This is a genomic window from Streptomyces sp. Act143 (assembly GCF_003143935.1).
In the GTDB taxonomy this organism is placed as follows: domain Bacteria; phylum Actinomycetota; class Actinomycetes; order Streptomycetales; family Streptomycetaceae; genus Streptomyces.
The window spans coordinates 3,888,164-3,906,726 of record NZ_QFRX01000001.1; the positions used below are offsets into that span (position 1 = coordinate 3,888,164).

The following is an 18,563-nucleotide window of genomic DNA, read 5'->3' on the forward strand; positions in this document are numbered from 1 at the left end:
GCCGCCCCCGCAGGACGCTACGCCGCCAAGCCCAGCGCAGCCATCCGCTTCGTGTGCGCCTCGGTGATCCGCGAGAACATCCGTCCTACCTCGGCCAGATCGAACCCGTCGGCGACCCCGCCCACGAGCATCGTCGACAAGGCGTCCCGGTCCGCGACCACCCGCTGCGACTGCGACAGGGCCTCGCCCATGAGACGCCGAGCCCACAGAGCGAGACGCCCGCCCACGCGCGGATCGGCGTCGATCGCGGCCCGCACCTTCTCGACGGCGAACCCGGCGTGCCCGGTGTCGTCCAGCACGGCCAGCACCAGCTCCCGCGTGTCCGAGTCCAGCCGGGCCGCGACCTCGCGGTAGAAGTCGCTGGCGATGGAGTCGCCGACGTAGGCCTTGACGAGCCCCTCCAGCCAGTCCGACGGTGCCGTCTGCCGGTGGAAGCCGTCCAGCGCGGCGACGAACGGCTCCATGGCCGCCGTCGGCTCGGCGCCGATCTCGGTCAGCCGGTCACGCAGCTTCTCGTAGTGGTGGAACTCCGCCGACGCCATCTTCGCCAGCTCCGCCTTGTCCGCGAGCGTCGGCGCCAGCTTGGCGTCCTCCGCGAGCCGCTCGAACGCCGCGAGTTCGCCGTATGCGAGAGCGCCGAGAAGGTCGACGACCGCGGCCCGGTACTGCGGCTCCGCGGAGGCCTTGGCCCAGTCCTGGGCCGCCACTCCGGTGTGTTCGGCGGAAGCGTCAGAGGTGTTGTCAGGCGTCGTCATGAAGCGCACAATAGCCCGCTCTCCGCGCGGCGGAAGGCCCTGGTCAATCAGTGTGACGACGACTACGTGACCAAATCGGCCATCGCATGTGCGCGTTTCCGGGGTATGGTGGTAATGCGCCTGCTGAGTACGTGCGTCTACGACGACGCCGTGTTCGACGGGCCGCGCGTATGAGGATGCCCGGTCGGTGGCCCGATCGGCTCCGACCTGACAGCTCTCCTCGCCCGTACGGCACTGTGCGTACGGCATCCGGGGAGAGACCCTCAGCGGTTCGAGCGCTAGAGCGTCGGCAGAGGTCCCGTGCCATTACGGCTGGTCCGTAAGGCAGTCGACGTCCCCAGCACGGTCTCAAGAGACCCCCGAGCTCGCCTCGCACCGCGTACACAGAAGAGGCAGCACCCTGACTACGACGTTCAGAGATCTCGGAATCCTTCCCGAGACCGCCGAGGCCCTCGAGGCCGTCGGCATCATCAACCCCTTCCCCATCCAGGAGATGACCCTCCCCGTCGCCCTCTCCGGCACGGACGTCATCGGCCAGGCCAAGACCGGCACCGGCAAGACGCTGGGCTTCGGCCTCCCGCTCCTCGAGCGCGTCACCGTCCCCGCCGACGTCGAGGCCGGCCGCGCCGGGCCCGAGGACCTCACCGACGCCCCGCAGGCCCTCGTCGTCGTCCCCACGCGCGAGCTGTGCACCCAGGTCACCAACGACCTGCTGACCGCGGGCAAGGTCCGCAACGTACGCGTACTGGCCATTTACGGCGGCCGCGCCTACGAGCCGCAGGTCGAGGCCCTCAAGAAGGGCGTCGACGTCATCGTGGGCACCCCGGGCCGCCTGCTCGACCTCGCGGGCCAGAAGAAGCTCAACCTCAAGCACATCAAGGCGCTCGTCCTCGACGAGGCCGACGAGATGCTCGACCTGGGCTTCCTGCCCGACGTCGAGAAGATCATCGACATGCTGCCGGCGCGACGCCAGACCATGCTGTTCTCGGCGACCATGCCGGGCGCGGTCATCGGTCTCGCGCGCCGCTACATGTCGCAGCCCACGCACATCCGCGCCACCGCGCCGGACGACGAGGGCGTGACGGTCGCGAACATCTCGCAGCACGTGTACCGCGCGCACAACATGGACAAGCCCGAGATGGTCGCGCGCATCCTGCAGGCCGAGGGCCGGGGACTGGCCATGGTCTTCTGCCGCACCAAGCGCACCGCGGCCGACCTCGCCGACCAGCTCAAGCAGCGCGGCTTCGCCTCCGGCGCGGTCCACGGCGACCTCGGCCAGGGCGCGCGCGAGCAGGCGCTGCGCGCGTTCCGCAACGGCAAGGTGGACGTGCTCGTCTGCACCGACGTCGCCGCGCGCGGTATCGACGTCGAAGGCGTCACGCACGTCATCAACTACCAGTCCCCCGAGGACGAGAAGACGTATCTGCACCGGGTCGGCCGTACCGGCCGCGCGGGTGCCAAGGGCATCGCGATCACCCTCGTCGACTGGGACGACATCCCGCGCTGGCAGCTCATCAACAAGGCGCTGGAGCTCAGCTTCAACGACCCGCCGGAGACGTACTCCACCTCCCCGCATTTCTACGAGGAGATGAACATCCCCGCGGGCACCAAGGGTGTCCTGCCGCGGGCCGAGCGCACCCGCGCCGGGCTCGACGCGGAGGAGCTCGAGGACCTGGGCGAGACCGGTGGCCGCGGTGGCCGCGGCCGTGCCGACCGGGGTGGCCGTGGCGGTCGTGGCGGCCGGGACGAGTCCCGTTCCGCCGACAGCGAGCGTTCGTCCCGTACGCCGCGCCGTCGCCGCCGTACCCGCGGCGGTGCCGCACTGGACGGAGCGACTGCGCCCGCCGCCGAGGCGGTCGCGCCCTCCGCGGACAGCGCGGTGACCGAGGACGCCCCCGCGTCCCGCACCCCGCGCAGGCGTCGCCGCACCCGTGGCGGTGCCTCGGCGGAACAGGCACCGGCTGCGGTGACGACGGCCGAGACCACGACGCCCGAGGCCGCGACGTCCGAGGCCGCGCAGACCGCGGTCGAGACGGCCGAGACGGTGGAGGCAACAGAGCCGAAGCCGCGTCGGCGTCGCACCCGCAGGGCCGCCGCGGAGACCGTGACGGCGGTCGAGCCGACCACCACCGAGGCCACGCCGGTCGCCACGGAGGTCGTCGAGGCCACGCCGGTCACCACCGAGACCGAGGCGACCGCACCCGCGCCGCGCCGCCGCACCCGCAAGGCCACGGCAGCCGCCGAGACCGCGGTCGACACCGCCGAGGCCGCCGAGGTCAAGCCGCGCCGCCGCACCCGCAAGGCCGCGGAGCCGGTGGCAGCCGAGCCGGTGGCCGCGAAGACCGTCGAGGCCGCGCCTGTCGCCACCGAGCCCGAGGCTCCGGCCGCCGCGCCGCGCCGCCGCACCCGCAAGACGGCCGCCGCTGCGGCCGAGGCCGCGGTGGACACGGCCGAGGCCACCGAGGCCAAGCCGACGGCACGGCGTACCCGCAAGACCGCGACCACCGCGGAGACCACTGCCGAGGCTGCCGCCGAGGCCACCGAGTCGAAGCCGCGCCGCACCCGCAAGACGGCCGCCGCTGCAGCCGAGACCGCGGTGGACACGGCCGAGGCCACCGAGGCCAAGCCCCGTCGCACGCGCAAGACGGCCGCCACCGCGACCGCCGACGCCACCGTGGACACGGCCGAGACCGCCGAGGCCAAGCCACGCCGGACCCGCAAGACGGCCGCCACCGCGGAGACGACCGAGGCCAAGCCTCGCCGTACCCGCAAGACCGCCGCCGCTGCCGCCGACATCCCGGCCCAGGCCGCCGATGAGGCGGAGGCCAAGCCCAAGGCACGGCGTACCCGCAAGGCTGCGGCTGCCGCGGAGCCCGCGGAGAGCTGAGCGTCCGCCTGTCGCCGACGGCCCGGTCCACCCCGTGTGGGCCGGGCCGTCGGCATTCAGGTCCGTGGGGGACGGCCCTGCGCAAGCCACCGACCCAGCCAGCCACCAGCCCTGCGCAAGCCGCCGACGTCACGCGATCCACCGGCCCTCCGTAAGCCACCACCTCGCGCGACCCGCCACTCCCACGCGACCCGCCACTCCCACGCGACCCGCTGCCCCCACGCAGGCCACCACCCCACGCAAGCCCCCACTGCCCCGCGCCCCAGCGCCCCCACGCAAACCACCACCCCCGCGCGATCCCCACCCCCCGCGCTCCCCACCCCACCCAGCACTCCCCACCCCCGCCGGATAGCCTCAAGCCATGAGCCGTCCGCCCACCTTCACGCCACCCCCCGGCGCCCGCGCCTACTCCCTGCGCACCTCACGCGGTGAGTTCGCCGTCGTCGACGCCCCTGTGGCGGAGGGTGTCCCGGCCCGTGGGACCGCCCTGCTGCTGCCCGGGTTCACCGGCAGCAAGGAGGACTTCAACCCGCTGCACGTGCCGCTCGCGGCGCGCGGGTACCGGACGGTCGCCGTGGACGGGCGGGGCCAGTACGAGTCGGACGGGCCCGAGGCCGACGAATCCGCCTACGCCCAGGACGAGTTGGCGAAGGACGTGCTCGCGCAGGCCACGGCGGTCGGCGCGCCCGTGCATCTCGTGGGGCACTCGCTCGGCGGGCAGATCGCCCGGGCCGCGGTACTCCTCGACCCCGCGCCCTTCCGCTCCCTCACCCTCATGGCCTCGGGGCCCGCCCAGATCTCCGGCTCCCAGCAGCAGCGCGTCAAGCTGCTCCGGGACGCGCTCGCCGTGATGAGCATGGCGGAGGTGTGGGACGCCATCCAGGCCATGGAGCCGCCCGAGGAGACCGAAACCGGCGACCTCGACGAGGGCCTGGACGACCGGGACGATCTGCGGCGGCGCTGGCTGGCCAACAAGCCCGCCCAACTCATCGTCACTGGCCGCCAGTTGTGCACCGAACCGGACCGCGTGGACGAACTGGCCGCCGTTCCGCTGCCGTTCCACGTGCTGTCCGGGGCGCACGACGACACCTGGCCGGTGCCGCTCCTCGACGAGATGGCCGTACGGCTCGACGCGCGCCGGACGATCGTCGCCGGCGCCGAACACTCCCCCAACACGGACCGCCCCGAGGAAACGGCCCGCGCCTTCGCCGACTTCTGGGACACCGCCCTCTAAAACGCCTGACCACAGCGGCGATACCGTCCCCGAAAACGCCTGACCACAACGGAACCACCGTCCCCGAGACGCCCAGCACAGCAGGGCCCCCGAAGACACCCAGTACAGCGGAGGCACCCTCTTCGCAGCCGCCTAGTACAGCGTCTGCAAGTGCTCCCAGAACCCGTCCCGCAGCGCCCGTCGCAGGTCCGCCTGGCCGCGCAGGGAGTACTGGAGCAGCCCCTCCGCCTCGACCAGCAGGTCCTGGTCGACCGACCCGGGCAGATAGGGGTGGCCCGGCAGCAGCTCCACCAGCGCCTCGCGCCCCCGGGCGGCCAGCCACTTCGCCGCGATCTGGGCGCCCACGAAGCGGACGTCCTCGCGGGTGGGCCGGTTCACGGAGGTCTCGTACGCGGCAGCCGTGCGGCGGGCGACGTACGGCTTGAAGAAGTCGAGGTCGAGGACGCGCTGGCTGTCGACCTCCCAGAGCAGGGGCTCGGCCTGGTTGCGGCCCTCGGGCGCCTCGATGCCCCAGAGGTGCACGCGGGCGCCGTAACCCTGCGCCGCCTCCACCGCCGAGACCAGGTCCTCGTCGCCGCCGAGCAGGGCCGCGTCGCTGATCGCGCGGTGCCGGGCGAGGGACTCCAGGTCGGACCTGATCAGTGAGTCGACGCCCTTCTGCTGGTTGTTGGCGTTGAGGTTGCCGAGCCGCACCTTCACGTCCGGGAGTTCGGCGATCGACTGCTGCTCGGCGGTGTGGATGCGCCGCCGGGCGCCGTCGTACCAGTAGACCCGGAGCAGTCTGCTGTCCGCGAAGATCGTGCGGGCCCGGTCGATGAGCGCCTCGATGAGCCCCTCGGCGTCGAGGTCGAAGGCGCGGCGGTCTTCCGTCCCTGCGACCAAGCGCCCCGCCGCCGCGTACAGATACCCCGCGTCCACGAAGATCGCGTGGGTCGAGGGCGTCTTCGCCACCTCGGCGAGCATGCGCTGCAACAGCTCGTTGGTGTGGTCGATGCGGGCGCCCAGCGCCTGGAGGTCGTCGTTCATCGCCACCATTGTCCCGGCGGTCACGCTGCGAACACAACCGGTCCCGGTCAGTCTCATCCGGACCGCTTACCGGTCAGTAGTTAGTCGTTCGAAAAATTTCTTTAGCGTAGGGAATGTTTGTAACACGCAGCCCGTTAGATACAGACGTACGCAGATGTTCTCCTCAGGAGGATGACCAGACGAAGGGAGAAGCCCATGCGCTTCGAAATCATGCGACTCGACGATGTCGACGGCACCCCCGTGGACAGCACCGTCGTGGACGCCGCCTCCGTCAACGGGATCGTCCAGCAGGCCGCCGCCATCGGACAGCGCCTCTGGATTCGCCCGGCCGACACCTCGGCCTCGTAACCGACACAGCTTCAGAGCCCCCGTACGGCAACGATGTCGTGCGGGGGCTCTGCGCTGTCCGGCGCCATGGCCGCCGGGGTCAGCTGCCCTGGATCACCTGAGTGACCCCGTTGATGATCTGCTGCACGGCGATCGCGGACAGCATCATGCCCGCGAGCCGGGTCACCAGGACCACGCCGCCGTCCTTGATGACCTTGATGATCAGCAGCGAGTACCGCATGACCAGCCACAGCACGACGTGGATGGCGAGGATCGCCGCCCACACCGACACCTGGGTGGCGACGCTGTCGGCCTTCTGCACGGCGAGGATCACGGACACGATCGCGCCCGGTCCGGCCAGCAGCGGCATGCCCAGCGGCACCAGCGCCACATTGACGTCCTTGGTCTGCTTGGGCTCGTCGGTCTTGCCGGTGAGCAGGTCCAGGGCGATCAGCAGGAGCAGCAGGCCGCCCGCGATCATCAGCGCGGGGACGGAGACGTGCAGGTAGTTCAGGATCTGGTGGCCGAGAAGGCCGAAGACCGTGATCACTCCGCCCGCCACGCAGACGGCCTGGAAGGCCATCCGCTTCTGCACCTTGCCGGGCCGGCCGGCGGTCAGGGCGAGGAAGATCGGGGTGATCCCGGGGGGATCCATGATGACGAACAGGGTCAGGAAGAGAGAGCCGAAAACGGCAGCGTCGAACACAGGTGAGCCTTGCAGGAGAGAGATGGTGCAGGTGAGCGTGGCGGCGTCCTGGAGGAGGGCAAACTCCTCAGGTACGGACAGTCCTGAGGCACGGACCGTCCTCAGGTACGGATGGTCCTCAGGTATGGACGACCCTCAGACACGGACGGTCCTGAAGTACGGACGGTCCTCAGGTGCGGGTAGTCCTCGGGTGCGGACGGCCCTCAGGCCCCGCCGGTCCCCGGTACCGGGAACGCGCCGGTCGCGCGGCGGGTGATCTCGCCGTACACCTCGGGGTCGGTCCGGTACTCGCCGAGCGTCACCGTCTTGCGGCTGCCGTGGTAGTCCGAGGAGCCCGTGACGAGCAGGCCCAGGTCGGCGGCGAGGCCGCGCAGCCGGTTCCGGGTCTCGGCGTCGTGGTCCATGTGGTCGACCTCGATGCCGTCGAGCCCGGCCGCGGCCATCTCGGCGATCGCGGACTCCGGGACGGTACGGCCGCGCTTGCTGGCGCCGGGGTGCGCGAAGACGGTGACCCCGCCCGCGGCCTTGACCAGCCGGATCGCCTCGAACGGGTCGGTCTCGTGCTTCTCGACGTAGGCCCGGCCGCCGTCGGCCAGCCAGTCCTCGGTGAAGGCGTCGCTCACGGTCGGGACGACGCCGAGCTCGACGAGCGCGGTCGCGACATGCGGCCGGCCGACCGAGCCGTCACCCGCGATCCGCGCCACCTGCTCCCAGGTGACCGGTACGCCCAGCGCCTGAAGCTTCGTGACCATGCCCCGGGCCCGCGGCACCCGGTCGTCCCGCACGAGCTCACGCTCGGCGAGCAGCTCCGGCTCCTCGGGGTCGAAGAGGTAGGCCAGCAGGTGCATGGAGACACCGTCGATACGGCAGGACAGCTCGGCGCCGGTGACGAGGGTGAGCCCCTCGGGCAGCGCGGCGATGGCCTCGGCGTACCCGCGGGTGGTGTCGTGGTCGGTCAGCGCGACGACGTCCAGACCGGCAGCGGCGGCGTTGCGCACCAGCTCGGCCGGGGTGTCCGTGCCGTCGGATGCCGTGGAGTGGGTGTGCAGGTCGATACGCACGACGCGGACTCCAGGCGGTGACGGTACGGAAGGGACGCTCAAGGATAACCGGATTTTCGATCCCTCATGTCACACCCGAAACCTGTGAGCGACCTTTACACACCCGCACCCGCGGGGTGCGGGGAACGGCGCGACCGGGCACACCGAACCCGCGACCGCCCATCGGGCGTTCCCGGCGCCCCGGTGGCGTCACGGCTTCAGCAAGCGCGGCGACAACGCCCCGCAGGGCACCAGCTCCACCTCGGCCCCCGCGTCCCGCAGGTCCGTCAGCACCAGCTCGTCGTACATCAGCAGGCCCGACTGCTCCGGCCACACGATCGCCCACAGCCACAGCCCGAGCGCCTCGCCCGCGAAAACGGCCCGGTCGTCGGGTGTACCGGAGACATGCCACAGCGGTGTCGGCCGGCCCGCGGCCAGCACCTTGGCCTGGGGTGGCTTCTCGACGCTCATGTACGGCCCCGGGTCCGGGCCGTCGATGCCCGCGTAGTACGCGCCGAGGCCGACGCCGAGTTCCTCGGCGACGAGGATCAGCTCGCCGAAGCCGCCGAGCGGCCCGGGCCCCGAGCACGCCACAGCCGTCGCCCGGCCGCCACTGCGGTCGTCACCGGCACTGCCGACGCCCGTGAAGAGCCAGCCGACCGGCAGCGGCCACGGCATCCACACCGGCACCTGCGTGCGATGCACCACGACGCCGAGGGCCTCGACGCTGGGCGGGATCACGGGCTGCAGCGGATGCACGGTCCCGTGCACATCGCACTGCCAGGAATCGGCGAAGAGTCCGGGAGCCCTGACCCGGCCACCACACTTCGGGCAACTGGGTTCGCCCCTCATAGGGCCCCACGGTCCTACCCCTTCACCGCCACGTCAAGGACGATCACCCGTCCGGGCGGAACCGGTCACCGCACGGAACTAGATGTACCTTGCATTAATTAGTCGCCCTAACTTACTATATGCATACGCCAACTATCTACTCGTCGGAAAGGGAGAACCATGGACGCCTTCGACGCGGGAGCGGGCGGCAGCCTCCTGCGACAGCCCAGGGCGGTCTGGGCCACGGCCGGCGCCTCCGTCGTCGCCTTCATGGGCATCGGACTCGTCGACCCGATCCTGCCGTCCATCGCCCAGGGCCTGGACGCCACCGCGAGCCAGGTGTCGCTGCTCTTCACCTCGTACTTCCTGATCACCGCGTTCGCGATGCTGGTCACCGGCTGGGTCTCCAGCCGTATCGGCGGCCGCAAGACCCTGCTGCTCGGCCTCGCCTTCGTGGTCGTCTTCGCCGGCCTCGCCGGGACGTCGGACTCGGTCGCCGAACTCGTCGGCTTCCGCGCGGGCTGGGGCCTCGGCAACGCGCTCTTCGTCTCGACGGCCCTCGCGGTCATCGTCGGCGCGGCGGCGGGAGGGAGCGCCGCGGCGATCCTGCTGTACGAGTCCGCGCTCGGCCTCGGCATGGCGTGCGGCCCGCTGCTGGGCGCCCTGCTCGGCGACGCGAGCTGGCGCTACCCGTTCTTCGGCACGGCCTTCCTGATGGCGGTCGGCTTCCTGTGCATCACGGTGTTCCTGAAGGAGCAGCCCAGGCCGGCCCGCCGGACCTCGCTGCTCGACCCGGTCAGGGCGCTCGGCCACGGCGGTCTCGCGTCCGCCGCCGCCTCGGCGTTCTTCTACAACTACACGTTCTTCACCGTGCTGGCCTTCACCCCGTTCGTGCTGGACATGACCCCGTACAAGTCGGGGGCCGTGTTCTTCGCCTGGGGTGTGCTGCTCGCGGTGTTCTCGGTGATCGTGGCGCCGCGGCTGCAGGAGCGGTTCGGTTCGCTGCGGGTACTGGGCGGCTCGCTGGTGCTGCTCGCGGCGGACGTGCTCGTCCTCGGCTACGGCAACCACACCACCGCGATCGTCTGCACGGTCCTGTCCGGCGCCTTCATCGGCGTGAACAACACCGTCTACACGGAGCTGGCCCTCGGCGTCTCGGACGCGCCGCGCCCGGTCGCCAGCGCGGGATACAACTTCGTACGGTGGTTCGCGGCCGCCGCGGCGCCCTACTTCGCGCCGAAGATCGAGGAGTGGACCGACATCCACATCCCGTTCGTGGTGGCGGCGGTCACCGCGCTCGTGGGCGCGCTCGTGGTCGTCGTACGGCGGAAGGCGCTCACTCGGGAAGCGGCGGAGCTGGAGTCGCGGCACGCCACAGAGGACGGTGTGGCCGTCTTCGCCAACTGACGTGCCGCGGGCAGCACTTGGTGAGGTTGCTCACTCCAGCGGGACGGACTTCCGGGACGGGTCCCTGAGGTCCGTCCCGTGCGTCAGCCAGCGCTCCTGGAGGGCCTGGGCGCCGTGCACCCGCTTCCAGGCGGCCTCGTTCGGGGTCATGGGGAGCAGGGGGAGGAACTGGACCGGGTCCATGGGCGCGTCGAGCTCCAGGTCCTCGACCAGGCCGCCCGGTTCGGCCACCAGGACCGAGGTGAAGGGGGCGCCGGGCCACAGCGGCCCGCCCACGTCGAGGGACGCGCCGGGGGCCACGATCACGCCCTCGACCTGCGGGGACGCGGCGAGAACGGCGAGCGCGCGGAGCGCCTTGTCGGTGTCGGCGAGCCCGGCACGGACCGAGAGGACCAGCTCCGCGCGGGGGCCCTTGACCGGGTCGGCGAGCATCGCGGTGGGGTCGCCCATCGGCGCCGCGGACATGCCGAGCGTGGCGTAGCGGACGATGTCGCCCTCGTGGAAGCGGAGCACCTCGATGCGGTCCGTGCCCAGGAAGGTGACCGCCGCGCGGGCGTCCGGCTCGCCCAGCGCGGTGCGCAACCGGGCCTCGACCAGAGGAAGAACATCAGCCATGTCGCGAGCATAGAACTCGTCAGTACCGGGCAAAGCAGCGCCTTGACACTTCAGTCGGCTGATACTCTTGCCCGGTCGTTCGGGGCAGCACGCAGAAGCGTAGCGGTCGAGTCCCGACGCCATGGAAATCCCCTGCGGGGGAACTCCCCTACGGGGAATGGACGTCCCTTACGAGGGACCGGCCGGAGGAGGTGGGGCTGTCATGGATCGAAGTCACCCGTGCAGTACCACTCGTTCTTCCGCCCGCTGATGTAGCTGATCGATGTAGCTGATCCGGATTTCCGGCTGATCGCCGCCTCTCTTCACGCTCGCGTCTTCATCGGAAGAGCACTTCGTCTAGATCTGCCTGATCTATCTGATCTGTCTGATTCGAATCAGCATCTGAATCAGCAACGAAGCCTGCCACCGCAATGGTGCGGTGCTCCCCGCTTTGTGGACGTGCCAAACATCCTTCCCCTGCCTTAAGGGCGGGAGACACCCGTTGTTCGGACGTCCCCATTCCGGGCAGTTCCACCCGTTGAAGCGGCCTTTCGTTGCCTGTCGCGAAGGAGCCTGCCATGTCGATGATCCGCGACCTGCGCGCCGTGGTCCGCCCGTCCCGCCCCTCGCTCCGCAAGGGCGTGCGGATGGACAGCGGGGCGTACGACACCACCCGCGACCCCGGTACCCCCTCGGCCGTCGTCGACTGTGCCGTCTACCGCGACGGCGCCCGCGTCGAGACGCCGACACCGCTGACGCCGCACGAGGCGATGCGACAGGTGCGGCGCGACGGAGGCTTCGTCTGGATCGGCCTGCACGAGCCGACCGAGGCCGAATTCGCCGGGATCGCGAGCGAGTTCGGGCTGCACCCGCTGGCCGTCGAGGACGCCGTGCAGGCGCACCAGCGGCCCAAGCTGGAGCGCTACGACGACTCCCTGTTCACCGTCTTCAAGACCATCCACTACGTCGAGCACGACCGGCTCACCGCCAACAGCGAGGTCGTCGAGACCGGTGAGGTCATGTGCTTCACCGGACGGGACTTCTTCATCACCGTCCGGCACGGCGGCCAGGGTTCGCTCAGGGCGCTGCGCCACCGCCTCCAGGACGACCCCGAGCTGCTCGCCAAGGGCCCCTCGGCGGTGCTGCACGCGATCGCCGACCACGTCGTCGACGGCTACATCGCGGTCGCCGACGCGGTGCAGGACGACATCGACGAGGTGGAGACGGACGTCTTCTCGCCGGGGCGCAAGGGTTCCCCGCGCGGTTCGGACGCCGGTCGGATCTACCAGCTCAAGCGCGAGGTGCTGGAGTTCAAGCGGGCGGTGTCGCCGCTGCTGCGGCCCATGCAGCTGCTGAGCGAGCGGCCGATGCGGCTGATCGACCCCGACATCCAGAAGTACTTCCGGGACGTCGCCGACCACCTCGCCCGCGTCCAGGAGCAGGTCATCGGCTTCGACGAGCTCCTCAACTCGATCCTCCAGGCCAACCTCGCGCAGGCGTCCGTCGCGCAGAACGAGGACATGCGGAAGATCACCTCGTGGGCGGCCATCATCGCCGTACCGACGATGGTGTGCGGCGTGTACGGCATGAACTTCGACTACATGCCCGAGACGCACTGGAAGTACGGCTACCCCGTGATCATGATGATCACCGGTGTCATCTGTCTCGGCATCCACCGCACCCTGAAGCGCAACGGCTGGCTGTAAGGGCCCTTCACCATGCCTCGATAGGCTGCCCCCATGACAAGCGAGCTGCTCGACCAGGCCCTCGTCGAGGAGGCCACGAAGAAGTCCGGCCTCATCTGGGTCAGGGGTCCCGAGGGGCCCGCCCGGGCGCTGTGGCACGTGTGGCACGAGGGTGCCGCGTGCCTGGTCGGCGACGGGCCGGGCGAGCAGCCGCTGCCGGGGCTGGCGGACGGCGGTTCGGCCGAGGTGACGGTCCGCAGCAAGGACAAGGGCGGACGGCTGGTCTCCTGGACCGCGAAGGTCGTGGAGCTGTCGTCCGGGTCGGAGGCGTGGGAGGCGGCGGTCGCCGAGCTCAAGGGCAAGCGGCTCAACGCGCCCGACGGGGAGGCGATGCCGGAGCGCTGGGCGCGGGAGTGCCGGGTGCTGCGTCTCGAACCCACCGGGGCGACCGCCGCGCTGCCCGACGGCGACCTGGCCGCGGCGCCGGTGCCGACGTCCGCGACGACCCGTCGGCCGATCCCGGCGGGACTGCCGAAGCTGCTGCTGAAGCGGCGCCGGCGGAAGTAGTCAGGACGTCGGGAGCTGCTTGCCGTAGTCCACGGTCTCGCCCTTCGCCGGGGCCCGGAGCTCGAAGGGCTTGCCCCAGCCGGAGAACGTCAGCGTGCCCGCGCCGCCCGCGCGTTCCAGGCGGAGCGGGTACGGCTTGCCCTCCAGGGAGACGTCCAGGGTGCCGCCGGAGCCGTCGTCGCCGGTGATGCGGATGGTGCGGGTGCCGGACTGCTCGTGGTGGCCGTCGGTGGCGAGGTCGCCGTGGAGCGTCAGCAGACCGGACAGCAGGACGTCCTTGTCGGTGAAGCCGCTGAACTTCTTGTACGACGGGTCGCCCTGAGGCACCTTCACGAACTTGCCGTCGAGCTTGTCGGCGGCGGCCGTGTCCGAGCCCTTGTCGTCGCCCTCGCCGTCCTCGTGGCTCCAGAAGCCCGCGTCGGCCTTGAGGAAGAGCTTCTCCCCGATCCGCAGCAGCTGGAAGGTGGCGCCCTCGGCGGTGACCGAGCCGGTACCGCCGTCCGCCTTGAGACGCATGTCGAGTTTGTAAGTGCGCCCACTGGTAACCACGGTTCCGGAGAGACGCACCGCGTCCGCGGTCTCGGCGGCGGCCCGGGTCTTCGTCTGGATCTGGTCGGCCGGCAGCTTGCCGACGCCGTTGGTGCCCGCGTCGGGGTCGTCACTGCACCCCGTCAGGACCGTTCCCGTCACGACCAGGGCGCACACCGCGCCCCTCAGTCCCGTCCGGCGGGTACGGACCTGGGGAATCGCAGTCACAGGTGGGGCGCCTTTCCGACGAGGTGTCCATCAAGCGGCGTACGGCAGAGTACCGGGGCCCCGCGGGCCGGGCGGAGCCAGTCCGTCCGGACCCCTCACCAGGGCGTACCGGATGGGGACGGGCTAGCCTGAAGCCGACCCGGGCGGGCAATCGGCACGAACAGGAGGCGCAGGGATGGCAGGGGGTGTGCCCAGGATCTTCGTCTCGCACCTCTCCGGAGTCGCCGTCTTCGACCCGAACGGCGACCAGGTGGGGCGCGTGCGCGATCTCGTCGTCATGCTGCGGGTCGGGCGCAGACCGCCGCGGCTGCTCGGCCTGGTCGTCGAACTCTCCACCCGGCGCCGCATCTTCCTGCCCATGACCAGGGTGACCAGCATCGAGTCCGGCCAGGTCATCACCACCGGCGTGCTCAACGTCCGCCGCTTCGAGCAACGGCCCACCGAGCGCCTGGTCTTCGGGGAGCTCCTGGACCGGCGCGTCACGCTGGTCGAGGCCGGCGAGGAGGTCACCGTCCTGGACGTCTCCGTGCAGCACCTCCCGGCCCGCCGGGACTGGGAGATCGACCGCGTGTTCGTGCGCAAGGGGAAGGGCGGCGCCTTCCGGCGGTCCAGGGGCGAGACGCTGACCGTCGAGTGGTCCGCCGTCACCGGCTTCTCCCTGGAGGAGCACGGACAGGGCGCCGAGAGCCTGCTGGCCACCTTCGAGCAGCTGCGCCCTGCCGACCTCGCCAACGTCCTGCACCACCTCTCCCCCAAGCGCCGCGCCGAGGTCGCCGCCGCCCTCGACGACGACCGCCTGGCCGACGTGCTCGAAGAGCTCCCGGAGGACGACCAGATCGAGATCCTCGGCAAGCTGAAGGAGGAGCGGGCGGCCGACGTGCTGGAGGCCATGGACCCGGACGACGCGGCCGACCTGCTGAGCGAGTTGCCCACGGAGGACCAGGAGCGGCTGCTGAGCCTGATGCAGCCGTCCGACGCGGCCGACATGCGGCGCCTGATGTCGTACGAGGAGCACACCGCGGGCGGTCTGATGACGACCGAGCCGATCGTGCTGCGGCCCGACGCCACCGTCGCCGACGCCCTCGCCCGGGTCCGCAACGCCGACCTCTCCCCCGCCCTCGCCGCCCAGGTCTACGTGTGCCGCCCGCCCGACGAGACACCGACCGGCAAGTACCTGGGCACGGTCCACTTCCAGCGGCTGCTGCGCGATCCGCCGTACACCCTGGTCAGCGCGATCATCGACGACGACCTCCAGCCGCTGGACCCGGACGCCGCGCTGCCGGTGGTCGCCGGGTTCTTCGCCACGTACGACATGGTCGCGGCGCCCGTGGTGGACGAGGCGGGGTCGCTGCTGGGGGCGGTGACGGTGGACGACGTGCTGGACCACATGCTGCCGGAGGACTGGCGGGAGACGGAGTTCCATCTGGACGAGGGTCATGAGGGCGAGGTGGCCCCGCATGCCTCCTGAGCGCGAGACCGTCCGCGACCGCGCCCCCAGCGGCGCCACGGCCACCACCCGCCCGCGCATCCGCCTCGACCAGCCCCGGGCGCCCCGGCGCCGACTGCTGCCCGAATGGGACCCGGAGGCCTTCGGACGGCTGTCGGAGCGCATCGCGCGGTTCCTCGGCACCGGCCGGTTCATCGTCTGGATGACGGTCGTCATCATCGCGTGGGTGCTGTGGAACGTCTTCGCACCCCGCGACCTGCGCTTCGACAACTACCCCTTCATCTTCCTGACCCTGATGCTGTCCCTCCAGGCCTCCTACGCCGCCCCGCTGATCCTGCTCGCGCAGAACCGGCAGGACGACCGCGACCGCGTCAACCTCGAACAGGACCGCAAGCAGAACGAGCGGTCCATCGCCGACACCGAGTACCTGACCCGCGAGATCGCCGCCCTGCGCATCGGCCTGGGCGAGGTCGCCACCCGCGACTGGATCCGCTCCGAACTCCAGGACCTGATGAAGGAGCTGGAGGAGAGACAGGACGGGCACGGTGTATTCCCGGCAGAACGGTCAGCGGGACGTGACGCAGACGACCGCTGAGGGCTTTCCAGGGCCCCCGTGTTCAGCCGTACCATCGTCCTTATGGCTAGCGAAGACGCGGTGCGCGAGGCACTGGCGACGGTGAACGACCCCGAGATCAACCGGCCCATCACGGAGCTCGGGATGGTCAAGTCGGTGGAGATCGGCGCGGACGGAGCCGTCGCGGTCACCGTCTATCTGACGGTCTCCGGCTGCCCGATGCGCGAGACGATCACGCAACGCGTGACGGACGCCGTCTCGGCCGTCGAGGGCGTCACCCGCGTCGACGTCACGCTGGACGTGATGAGCGACGAGCAGCGCAAGGAGCTGGCGACGGCCCTGCGCGGCGGCCAGACCGAGCGCGAGGTCCCCTTCGCCAAGCCCGGCTCGCTCACGCGCGTGTACGCGGTCGCCTCCGGCAAGGGCGGCGTCGGCAAGTCCTCGGTGACGGTGAACCTGGCGGCGGCCATGGCGGCCGACGGTCTGAAGGTCGGTGTCGTCGACGCCGACATCTACGGCCACTCCGTGCCGCGCATGCTGGGCGCCGACGGGCGTCCCACCCAGGTCGAGAACATGATCATGCCGCCGTCGGCGAACGGCGTGAAGGTCATCTCCATCGGCATGTTCACCCCGGGCAACGCCCCGGTGGTGTGGCGCGGCCCGATGCTGCACCGCGCGCTCCAGCAGTTCCTCGCGGACGTCTACTGGGGCGACCTGGACGTCCTCCTCCTGGACCTCCCGCCGGGCACCGGTGACATCGCGATCTCGGTGGCCCAGCTGGTGCCGAACGCCGAGATCCTCGTCGTGACGACCCCGCAGCAGGCGGCGGCCGAGGTGGCCGAGCGCGCGGGTTCCATCGCGGTCCAGACGCACCAGAAGATCGTGGGCGTCGTGGAGAACATGTCGGGTCTGCCCTGCCCGCACTGCGACGAGATGGTCGACGTCTTCGGCACGGGCGGCGGCCAGACGGTCGCCGACGGCCTGACCCGCACCACCGGCGCCACGGTCCCGGTCCTCGGCGCCATCCCGATCGACGTCCGCCTGCGCGAGGGCGGCGACGAGGGCAAGCCGGTCGTCCTCACCGACCCCGACTCCCCGGCGGGCAAGGCCCTGCGCGACATCGCGGGCAAGCTCGGCGGCCGCCAGCGCGGCCTCGCGGGCCTGTCGCTGGGCATCACCCCGCGGAACAAGTTCTAGCCGCCGCTACGACGACGGGGCGCCCTCCCGGCCGGAGGGCGCCCCGTCGTCGTACCGCTATGCGTACTCGCCGATGTCCTTGATCATGGCGAAGCCGAGCCCGTACGCGCTCATGCCTCTTCCGTACGCCCCCAGGTGCACGCCCTCCGGGGTCGACCCGGCCAGCACCCAGCCGAACTCGGACTCGCGGTAGTGGAAGGACGTCGGCACCCCGTCCACGGGGAGCGACAGCGTCGACCAGTCGGGGCCGTCGAGGTCGTCGGCCAGCGCCCACGCCGTCTCGGTCTGCTGGTCCAGCCAGTCGTCGCGCAGGGAGTGGTCCATCGAGCCGGGCCAGGTGAAGGACAGCAGCCCCACACCGGCGAGCCAGGCCGCCGAGGAGACCGACGTGGCCTCCAGCAGGCCCGTGCCGTCGGCGCTGCGCCGGGACGGGTTCGCCGCGACGGTGACCACCACCGCGAACTTCTCCTTGTCCTCCGAGGCCTCGTTGCGCACGGAGGGCTCGTCACCGTGCCCGATCGAACCGTGCTCGACGGCACCGTCGGCCGCCGTTCCGACCTGCATCAGCCACCGCGGCCCCGTGAAGGCCTCGTCGAGGCCGTACCACGGGAAGGGCGCCTGCAGGTAGCCGTCGACCGTGCGCCGGGCGGAGGGGACCTGCTGTCCGCCCTCCGTGGCCGGCGCCTGCGCGACTGCCTGACTCGTCGTCTCCATGTGCCCGGACGCCTCCTCGTTCCTCGTCGAACCGGAACGGCCCGCCCCCCTTCGGGCGACTCGTCCGGTCCGCACAACAACTCGGCAGCATAGCCACCCCTCCGGGACCAGCAGCGAAACCGCCCGGCACGCGGGGCGTCCGGGCGTCGGGTTCAGGCCGGGCGGGGCCGGACAGGCGTATGAAACGCGTCACACATGACAGAGCCGCACATCGCTGATGTGCGGCTCCGGGAGGTACGGGGTGGCGTCGCTCAGGTGGCGTCCGCGTCGAAGATCGGCCGGTCGTCCTTGCCGTCGTCGTCCTTCTTGGTCATGTCGATCCGGCCACTCGAAGAGGAGGACGAGCTCGACGACGAGGAGTCGGAGTCGCGGCCGTGGACCGCGTCCGTGACCTCGGCCATCTCCTTCTTCAGGTCGAAGCCGTTGCGGATCTCCTTGAGCCCCAGCTCGTCGTTGTCCAGCTGCTTGCGGATGAACGTCTTGGGGTTGAGGTCCTCGAACTCGAAGTCCTTGAACTCGGGGCCGAGCTCCTGCCGGATGTCCTGCTTGGCGCTCTCCGAGAACTCACGGATCTTGCGAATGGTCCGCGTGACGTCCTGGATGAGCTTCGGGAGCTTGTCCGGACCGAAGACGAGCACGGCAAGGACAACGAGCGTGACCAGCTCGAGCGGTCCTATGTCATTGAACACCTGAAGCTCCTTGCGATGTCCGGGCCGGGTCCACGGTACCCGGCGATCCGGTACGACCGGTACTGTCCCGAGGCTTCCGACTGCGTGCGCATGAGCGGTTTTGAGGGTTGTTTGCCAAGTGGGAGGG

At 70.8% G+C, this 18,563-nt stretch carries 18 protein-coding genes; 9 read left to right on the top strand and 9 right to left on the bottom strand.

Features of this window, described 5'->3' with window-relative positions; all coding sequences use genetic code 11:
* Nucleotides 1–17: 17 nt before the first annotated feature.
* Nucleotides 18–755 carry a ferritin-like fold-containing protein gene (locus DI272_RS17245; RefSeq protein ID WP_181387218.1) on the bottom strand — a complete coding sequence of 246 codons (738 nt, stop codon included), beginning with the start codon at nt 753–755 and terminating at the stop codon, nt 18–20.
* 493 nt (nt 756–1,248) lie between these two features.
* Here DI272_RS17245 and DI272_RS17255 point away from each other — a divergent pair, with 493 nt between their 5' ends.
* Nucleotides 1,249–3,642 carry a DEAD/DEAH box helicase gene (locus DI272_RS17255; protein ID WP_109496226.1) on the top strand — a complete coding sequence of 798 codons (2,394 nt, stop codon included), beginning with the start codon at nt 1,249–1,251 and terminating at the stop codon, nt 3,640–3,642.
* Nucleotides 3,643–4,003: 361 nt separating this feature from the next.
* Nucleotides 4,004–4,876 carry an alpha/beta fold hydrolase gene (locus tag DI272_RS17260; RefSeq protein WP_109496227.1) on the top strand — a complete coding sequence of 291 codons (873 nt, stop codon included), beginning with the start codon at nt 4,004–4,006 and terminating at the stop codon, nt 4,874–4,876.
* A 132-nt stretch (nt 4,877–5,008) separates the two neighbouring features.
* Here the strand turns inward: DI272_RS17260 and DI272_RS17265 are convergent, their stop codons facing one another.
* Nucleotides 5,009–5,902, bottom strand: coding sequence for an NYN domain-containing protein (locus tag DI272_RS17265; protein ID WP_109500885.1), 894 nt, complete (start codon nt 5,900–5,902; stop codon nt 5,009–5,011).
* Between the two features lie 195 nt (nt 5,903–6,097).
* Here DI272_RS17265 and DI272_RS17270 point away from each other — a divergent pair, with 195 nt between their 5' ends.
* Nucleotides 6,098–6,250: a hypothetical protein gene (locus tag DI272_RS17270; protein WP_109496228.1), complete on the top strand. Its 153-nt coding sequence runs from the start codon at nt 6,098–6,100 to the stop codon at nt 6,248–6,250.
* Nucleotides 6,251–6,329: 79 nt separating this feature from the next.
* On the opposite strand, the gene DI272_RS17275 is transcribed toward DI272_RS17270, so the two are convergent.
* The 3 genes from DI272_RS17275 to DI272_RS17285 form a co-directional block, all read right to left on the bottom strand.
* Nucleotides 6,330–6,935: a MarC family protein gene (locus DI272_RS17275; protein WP_109496229.1), complete on the bottom strand. Its 606-nt coding sequence runs from the start codon at nt 6,933–6,935 to the stop codon at nt 6,330–6,332.
* 203 nt (nt 6,936–7,138) lie between these two features.
* Nucleotides 7,139–7,996, bottom strand: a complete 858-nt coding sequence (locus DI272_RS17280; protein WP_109496230.1) for a PHP domain-containing protein — start codon at nt 7,994–7,996, stop codon at nt 7,139–7,141.
* A gap of 189 nt (nt 7,997–8,185) precedes the next feature.
* Nucleotides 8,186–8,827, bottom strand: coding sequence for a DUF6758 family protein (locus tag DI272_RS17285; protein ID WP_109496231.1), 642 nt, complete (start codon nt 8,825–8,827; stop codon nt 8,186–8,188).
* Nucleotides 8,828–8,986: 159 nt separating this feature from the next.
* Here DI272_RS17285 and DI272_RS17290 point away from each other — a divergent pair, with 159 nt between their 5' ends.
* Nucleotides 8,987–10,213 carry an MFS transporter gene (locus DI272_RS17290; RefSeq protein WP_109496232.1) on the top strand — a complete coding sequence of 409 codons (1,227 nt, stop codon included), beginning with the start codon at nt 8,987–8,989 and terminating at the stop codon, nt 10,211–10,213.
* Between the two features lie 30 nt (nt 10,214–10,243).
* Here DI272_RS17290 and DI272_RS17295 read toward each other — a convergent pair whose 3' ends face one another.
* Nucleotides 10,244–10,828 (bottom strand): suppressor of fused domain protein, encoded by a 585-nt coding sequence (locus tag DI272_RS17295; RefSeq protein ID WP_109496233.1) that lies wholly within the window; start codon nt 10,826–10,828, stop codon nt 10,244–10,246.
* Nucleotides 10,829–11,385: 557 nt separating this feature from the next.
* Between DI272_RS17295 and DI272_RS17300 the strand changes: the two genes are divergently transcribed.
* On the top strand, nt 11,386–12,513 hold the full coding sequence (locus tag DI272_RS17300; protein WP_109496234.1) for a magnesium and cobalt transport protein CorA: 1,128 nt from the start codon (nt 11,386–11,388) through the stop codon (nt 12,511–12,513).
* Between the two features lie 33 nt (nt 12,514–12,546).
* Nucleotides 12,547–13,059: a hypothetical protein gene (locus DI272_RS17305; protein ID WP_109496235.1), complete on the top strand. Its 513-nt coding sequence runs from the start codon at nt 12,547–12,549 to the stop codon at nt 13,057–13,059.
* On the opposite strand, the gene DI272_RS17310 is transcribed toward DI272_RS17305, so the two are convergent.
* Complete coding sequence (locus tag DI272_RS17310; protein WP_109496236.1) at nt 13,060–13,815, bottom strand: hypothetical protein; 756 nt, start codon at nt 13,813–13,815, stop codon at nt 13,060–13,062.
* A gap of 175 nt (nt 13,816–13,990) precedes the next feature.
* Here DI272_RS17310 and DI272_RS17315 point away from each other — a divergent pair, with 175 nt between their 5' ends.
* From DI272_RS17315 to DI272_RS17325, 3 genes are read left to right on the top strand one after another with little or no spacing between them, the layout of a single operon-like run.
* Nucleotides 13,991–15,283 carry a magnesium transporter MgtE N-terminal domain-containing protein gene (locus tag DI272_RS17315; protein ID WP_109496237.1) on the top strand — a complete coding sequence of 431 codons (1,293 nt, stop codon included), beginning with the start codon at nt 13,991–13,993 and terminating at the stop codon, nt 15,281–15,283.
* Nucleotides 15,273–15,857 carry a DUF1003 domain-containing protein gene (locus DI272_RS17320; protein WP_109496238.1) on the top strand — a complete coding sequence of 195 codons (585 nt, stop codon included), beginning with the start codon at nt 15,273–15,275 and terminating at the stop codon, nt 15,855–15,857. Before DI272_RS17315 ends, DI272_RS17320 begins: the two co-directional genes overlap by 11 nt.
* 42 nt (nt 15,858–15,899) lie before the next feature.
* A complete protein-coding gene (locus DI272_RS17325; protein ID WP_109500886.1) occupies nt 15,900–17,033 on the top strand; it encodes an Mrp/NBP35 family ATP-binding protein in 1,134 nt (377 codons plus the stop codon).
* Between the two features lie 57 nt (nt 17,034–17,090).
* Here DI272_RS17325 and DI272_RS17330 read toward each other — a convergent pair whose 3' ends face one another.
* Together DI272_RS17330 and DI272_RS17335 are read right to left on the bottom strand one after the other, a co-directional pair.
* Entirely contained in the window at nt 17,091–17,747 is a 657-nt protein-coding gene (locus DI272_RS17330) for a hypothetical protein (protein ID WP_181387219.1), read from the bottom strand.
* Between the two features lie 251 nt (nt 17,748–17,998).
* On the bottom strand, nt 17,999–18,436 hold the full coding sequence (locus tag DI272_RS17335; RefSeq protein ID WP_109496240.1) for a sec-independent translocase: 438 nt from the start codon (nt 18,434–18,436) through the stop codon (nt 17,999–18,001).
* Between the last annotated feature and the right edge of the window lie 127 nt (nt 18,437–18,563).

What these genes read in the sequence shown, in the direction of transcription:
- DI272_RS17290 (WP_109496232.1), top strand. Translation starts at nt 8,987, where the DNA reads ATGGACGCCTTCGACGCGGGAGCGGGCGGCAGCCTCCTGCGACAGCCC.
- DI272_RS17270 (WP_109496228.1), top strand. Translation starts at nt 6,098, where the DNA reads ATGCGCTTCGAAATCATGCGACTCGACGATGTCGACGGCACCCCCGTG.
- DI272_RS17325 (WP_109500886.1), top strand. Translation starts at nt 15,900, where the DNA reads ATGGCTAGCGAAGACGCGGTGCGCGAGGCACTGGCGACGGTGAACGAC.
- DI272_RS17300 (WP_109496234.1), top strand. Translation starts at nt 11,386, where the DNA reads ATGTCGATGATCCGCGACCTGCGCGCCGTGGTCCGCCCGTCCCGCCCC.
- DI272_RS17255 (WP_109496226.1), top strand. Translation starts at nt 1,249, where the DNA reads ATGACCCTCCCCGTCGCCCTCTCCGGCACGGACGTCATCGGCCAGGCC.
- DI272_RS17285 (WP_109496231.1), bottom strand. Translation starts at nt 8,827, where the DNA reads ATGAGGGGCGAACCCAGTTGCCCGAAGTGTGGTGGCCGGGTCAGGGCT.
- DI272_RS17245 (WP_181387218.1), bottom strand. Translation starts at nt 755, where the DNA reads ATGACGACGCCTGACAACACCTCTGACGCTTCCGCCGAACACACCGGA.
- DI272_RS17260 (WP_109496227.1), top strand. Translation starts at nt 4,004, where the DNA reads ATGAGCCGTCCGCCCACCTTCACGCCACCCCCCGGCGCCCGCGCCTAC.
- DI272_RS17315 (WP_109496237.1), top strand. Translation starts at nt 13,991, where the DNA reads ATGGCAGGGGGTGTGCCCAGGATCTTCGTCTCGCACCTCTCCGGAGTC.
- DI272_RS17305 (WP_109496235.1), top strand. Translation starts at nt 12,547, where the DNA reads ATGACAAGCGAGCTGCTCGACCAGGCCCTCGTCGAGGAGGCCACGAAG.
- DI272_RS17265 (WP_109500885.1), bottom strand. Translation starts at nt 5,902, where the DNA reads ATGAACGACGACCTCCAGGCGCTGGGCGCCCGCATCGACCACACCAAC.
- DI272_RS17320 (WP_109496238.1), top strand. Translation starts at nt 15,273, where the DNA reads ATGCCTCCTGAGCGCGAGACCGTCCGCGACCGCGCCCCCAGCGGCGCC.
- DI272_RS17330 (WP_181387219.1), bottom strand. Translation starts at nt 17,747, where the DNA reads ATGGAGACGACGAGTCAGGCAGTCGCGCAGGCGCCGGCCACGGAGGGC.
- DI272_RS17295 (WP_109496233.1), bottom strand. Translation starts at nt 10,828, where the DNA reads ATGGCTGATGTTCTTCCTCTGGTCGAGGCCCGGTTGCGCACCGCGCTG.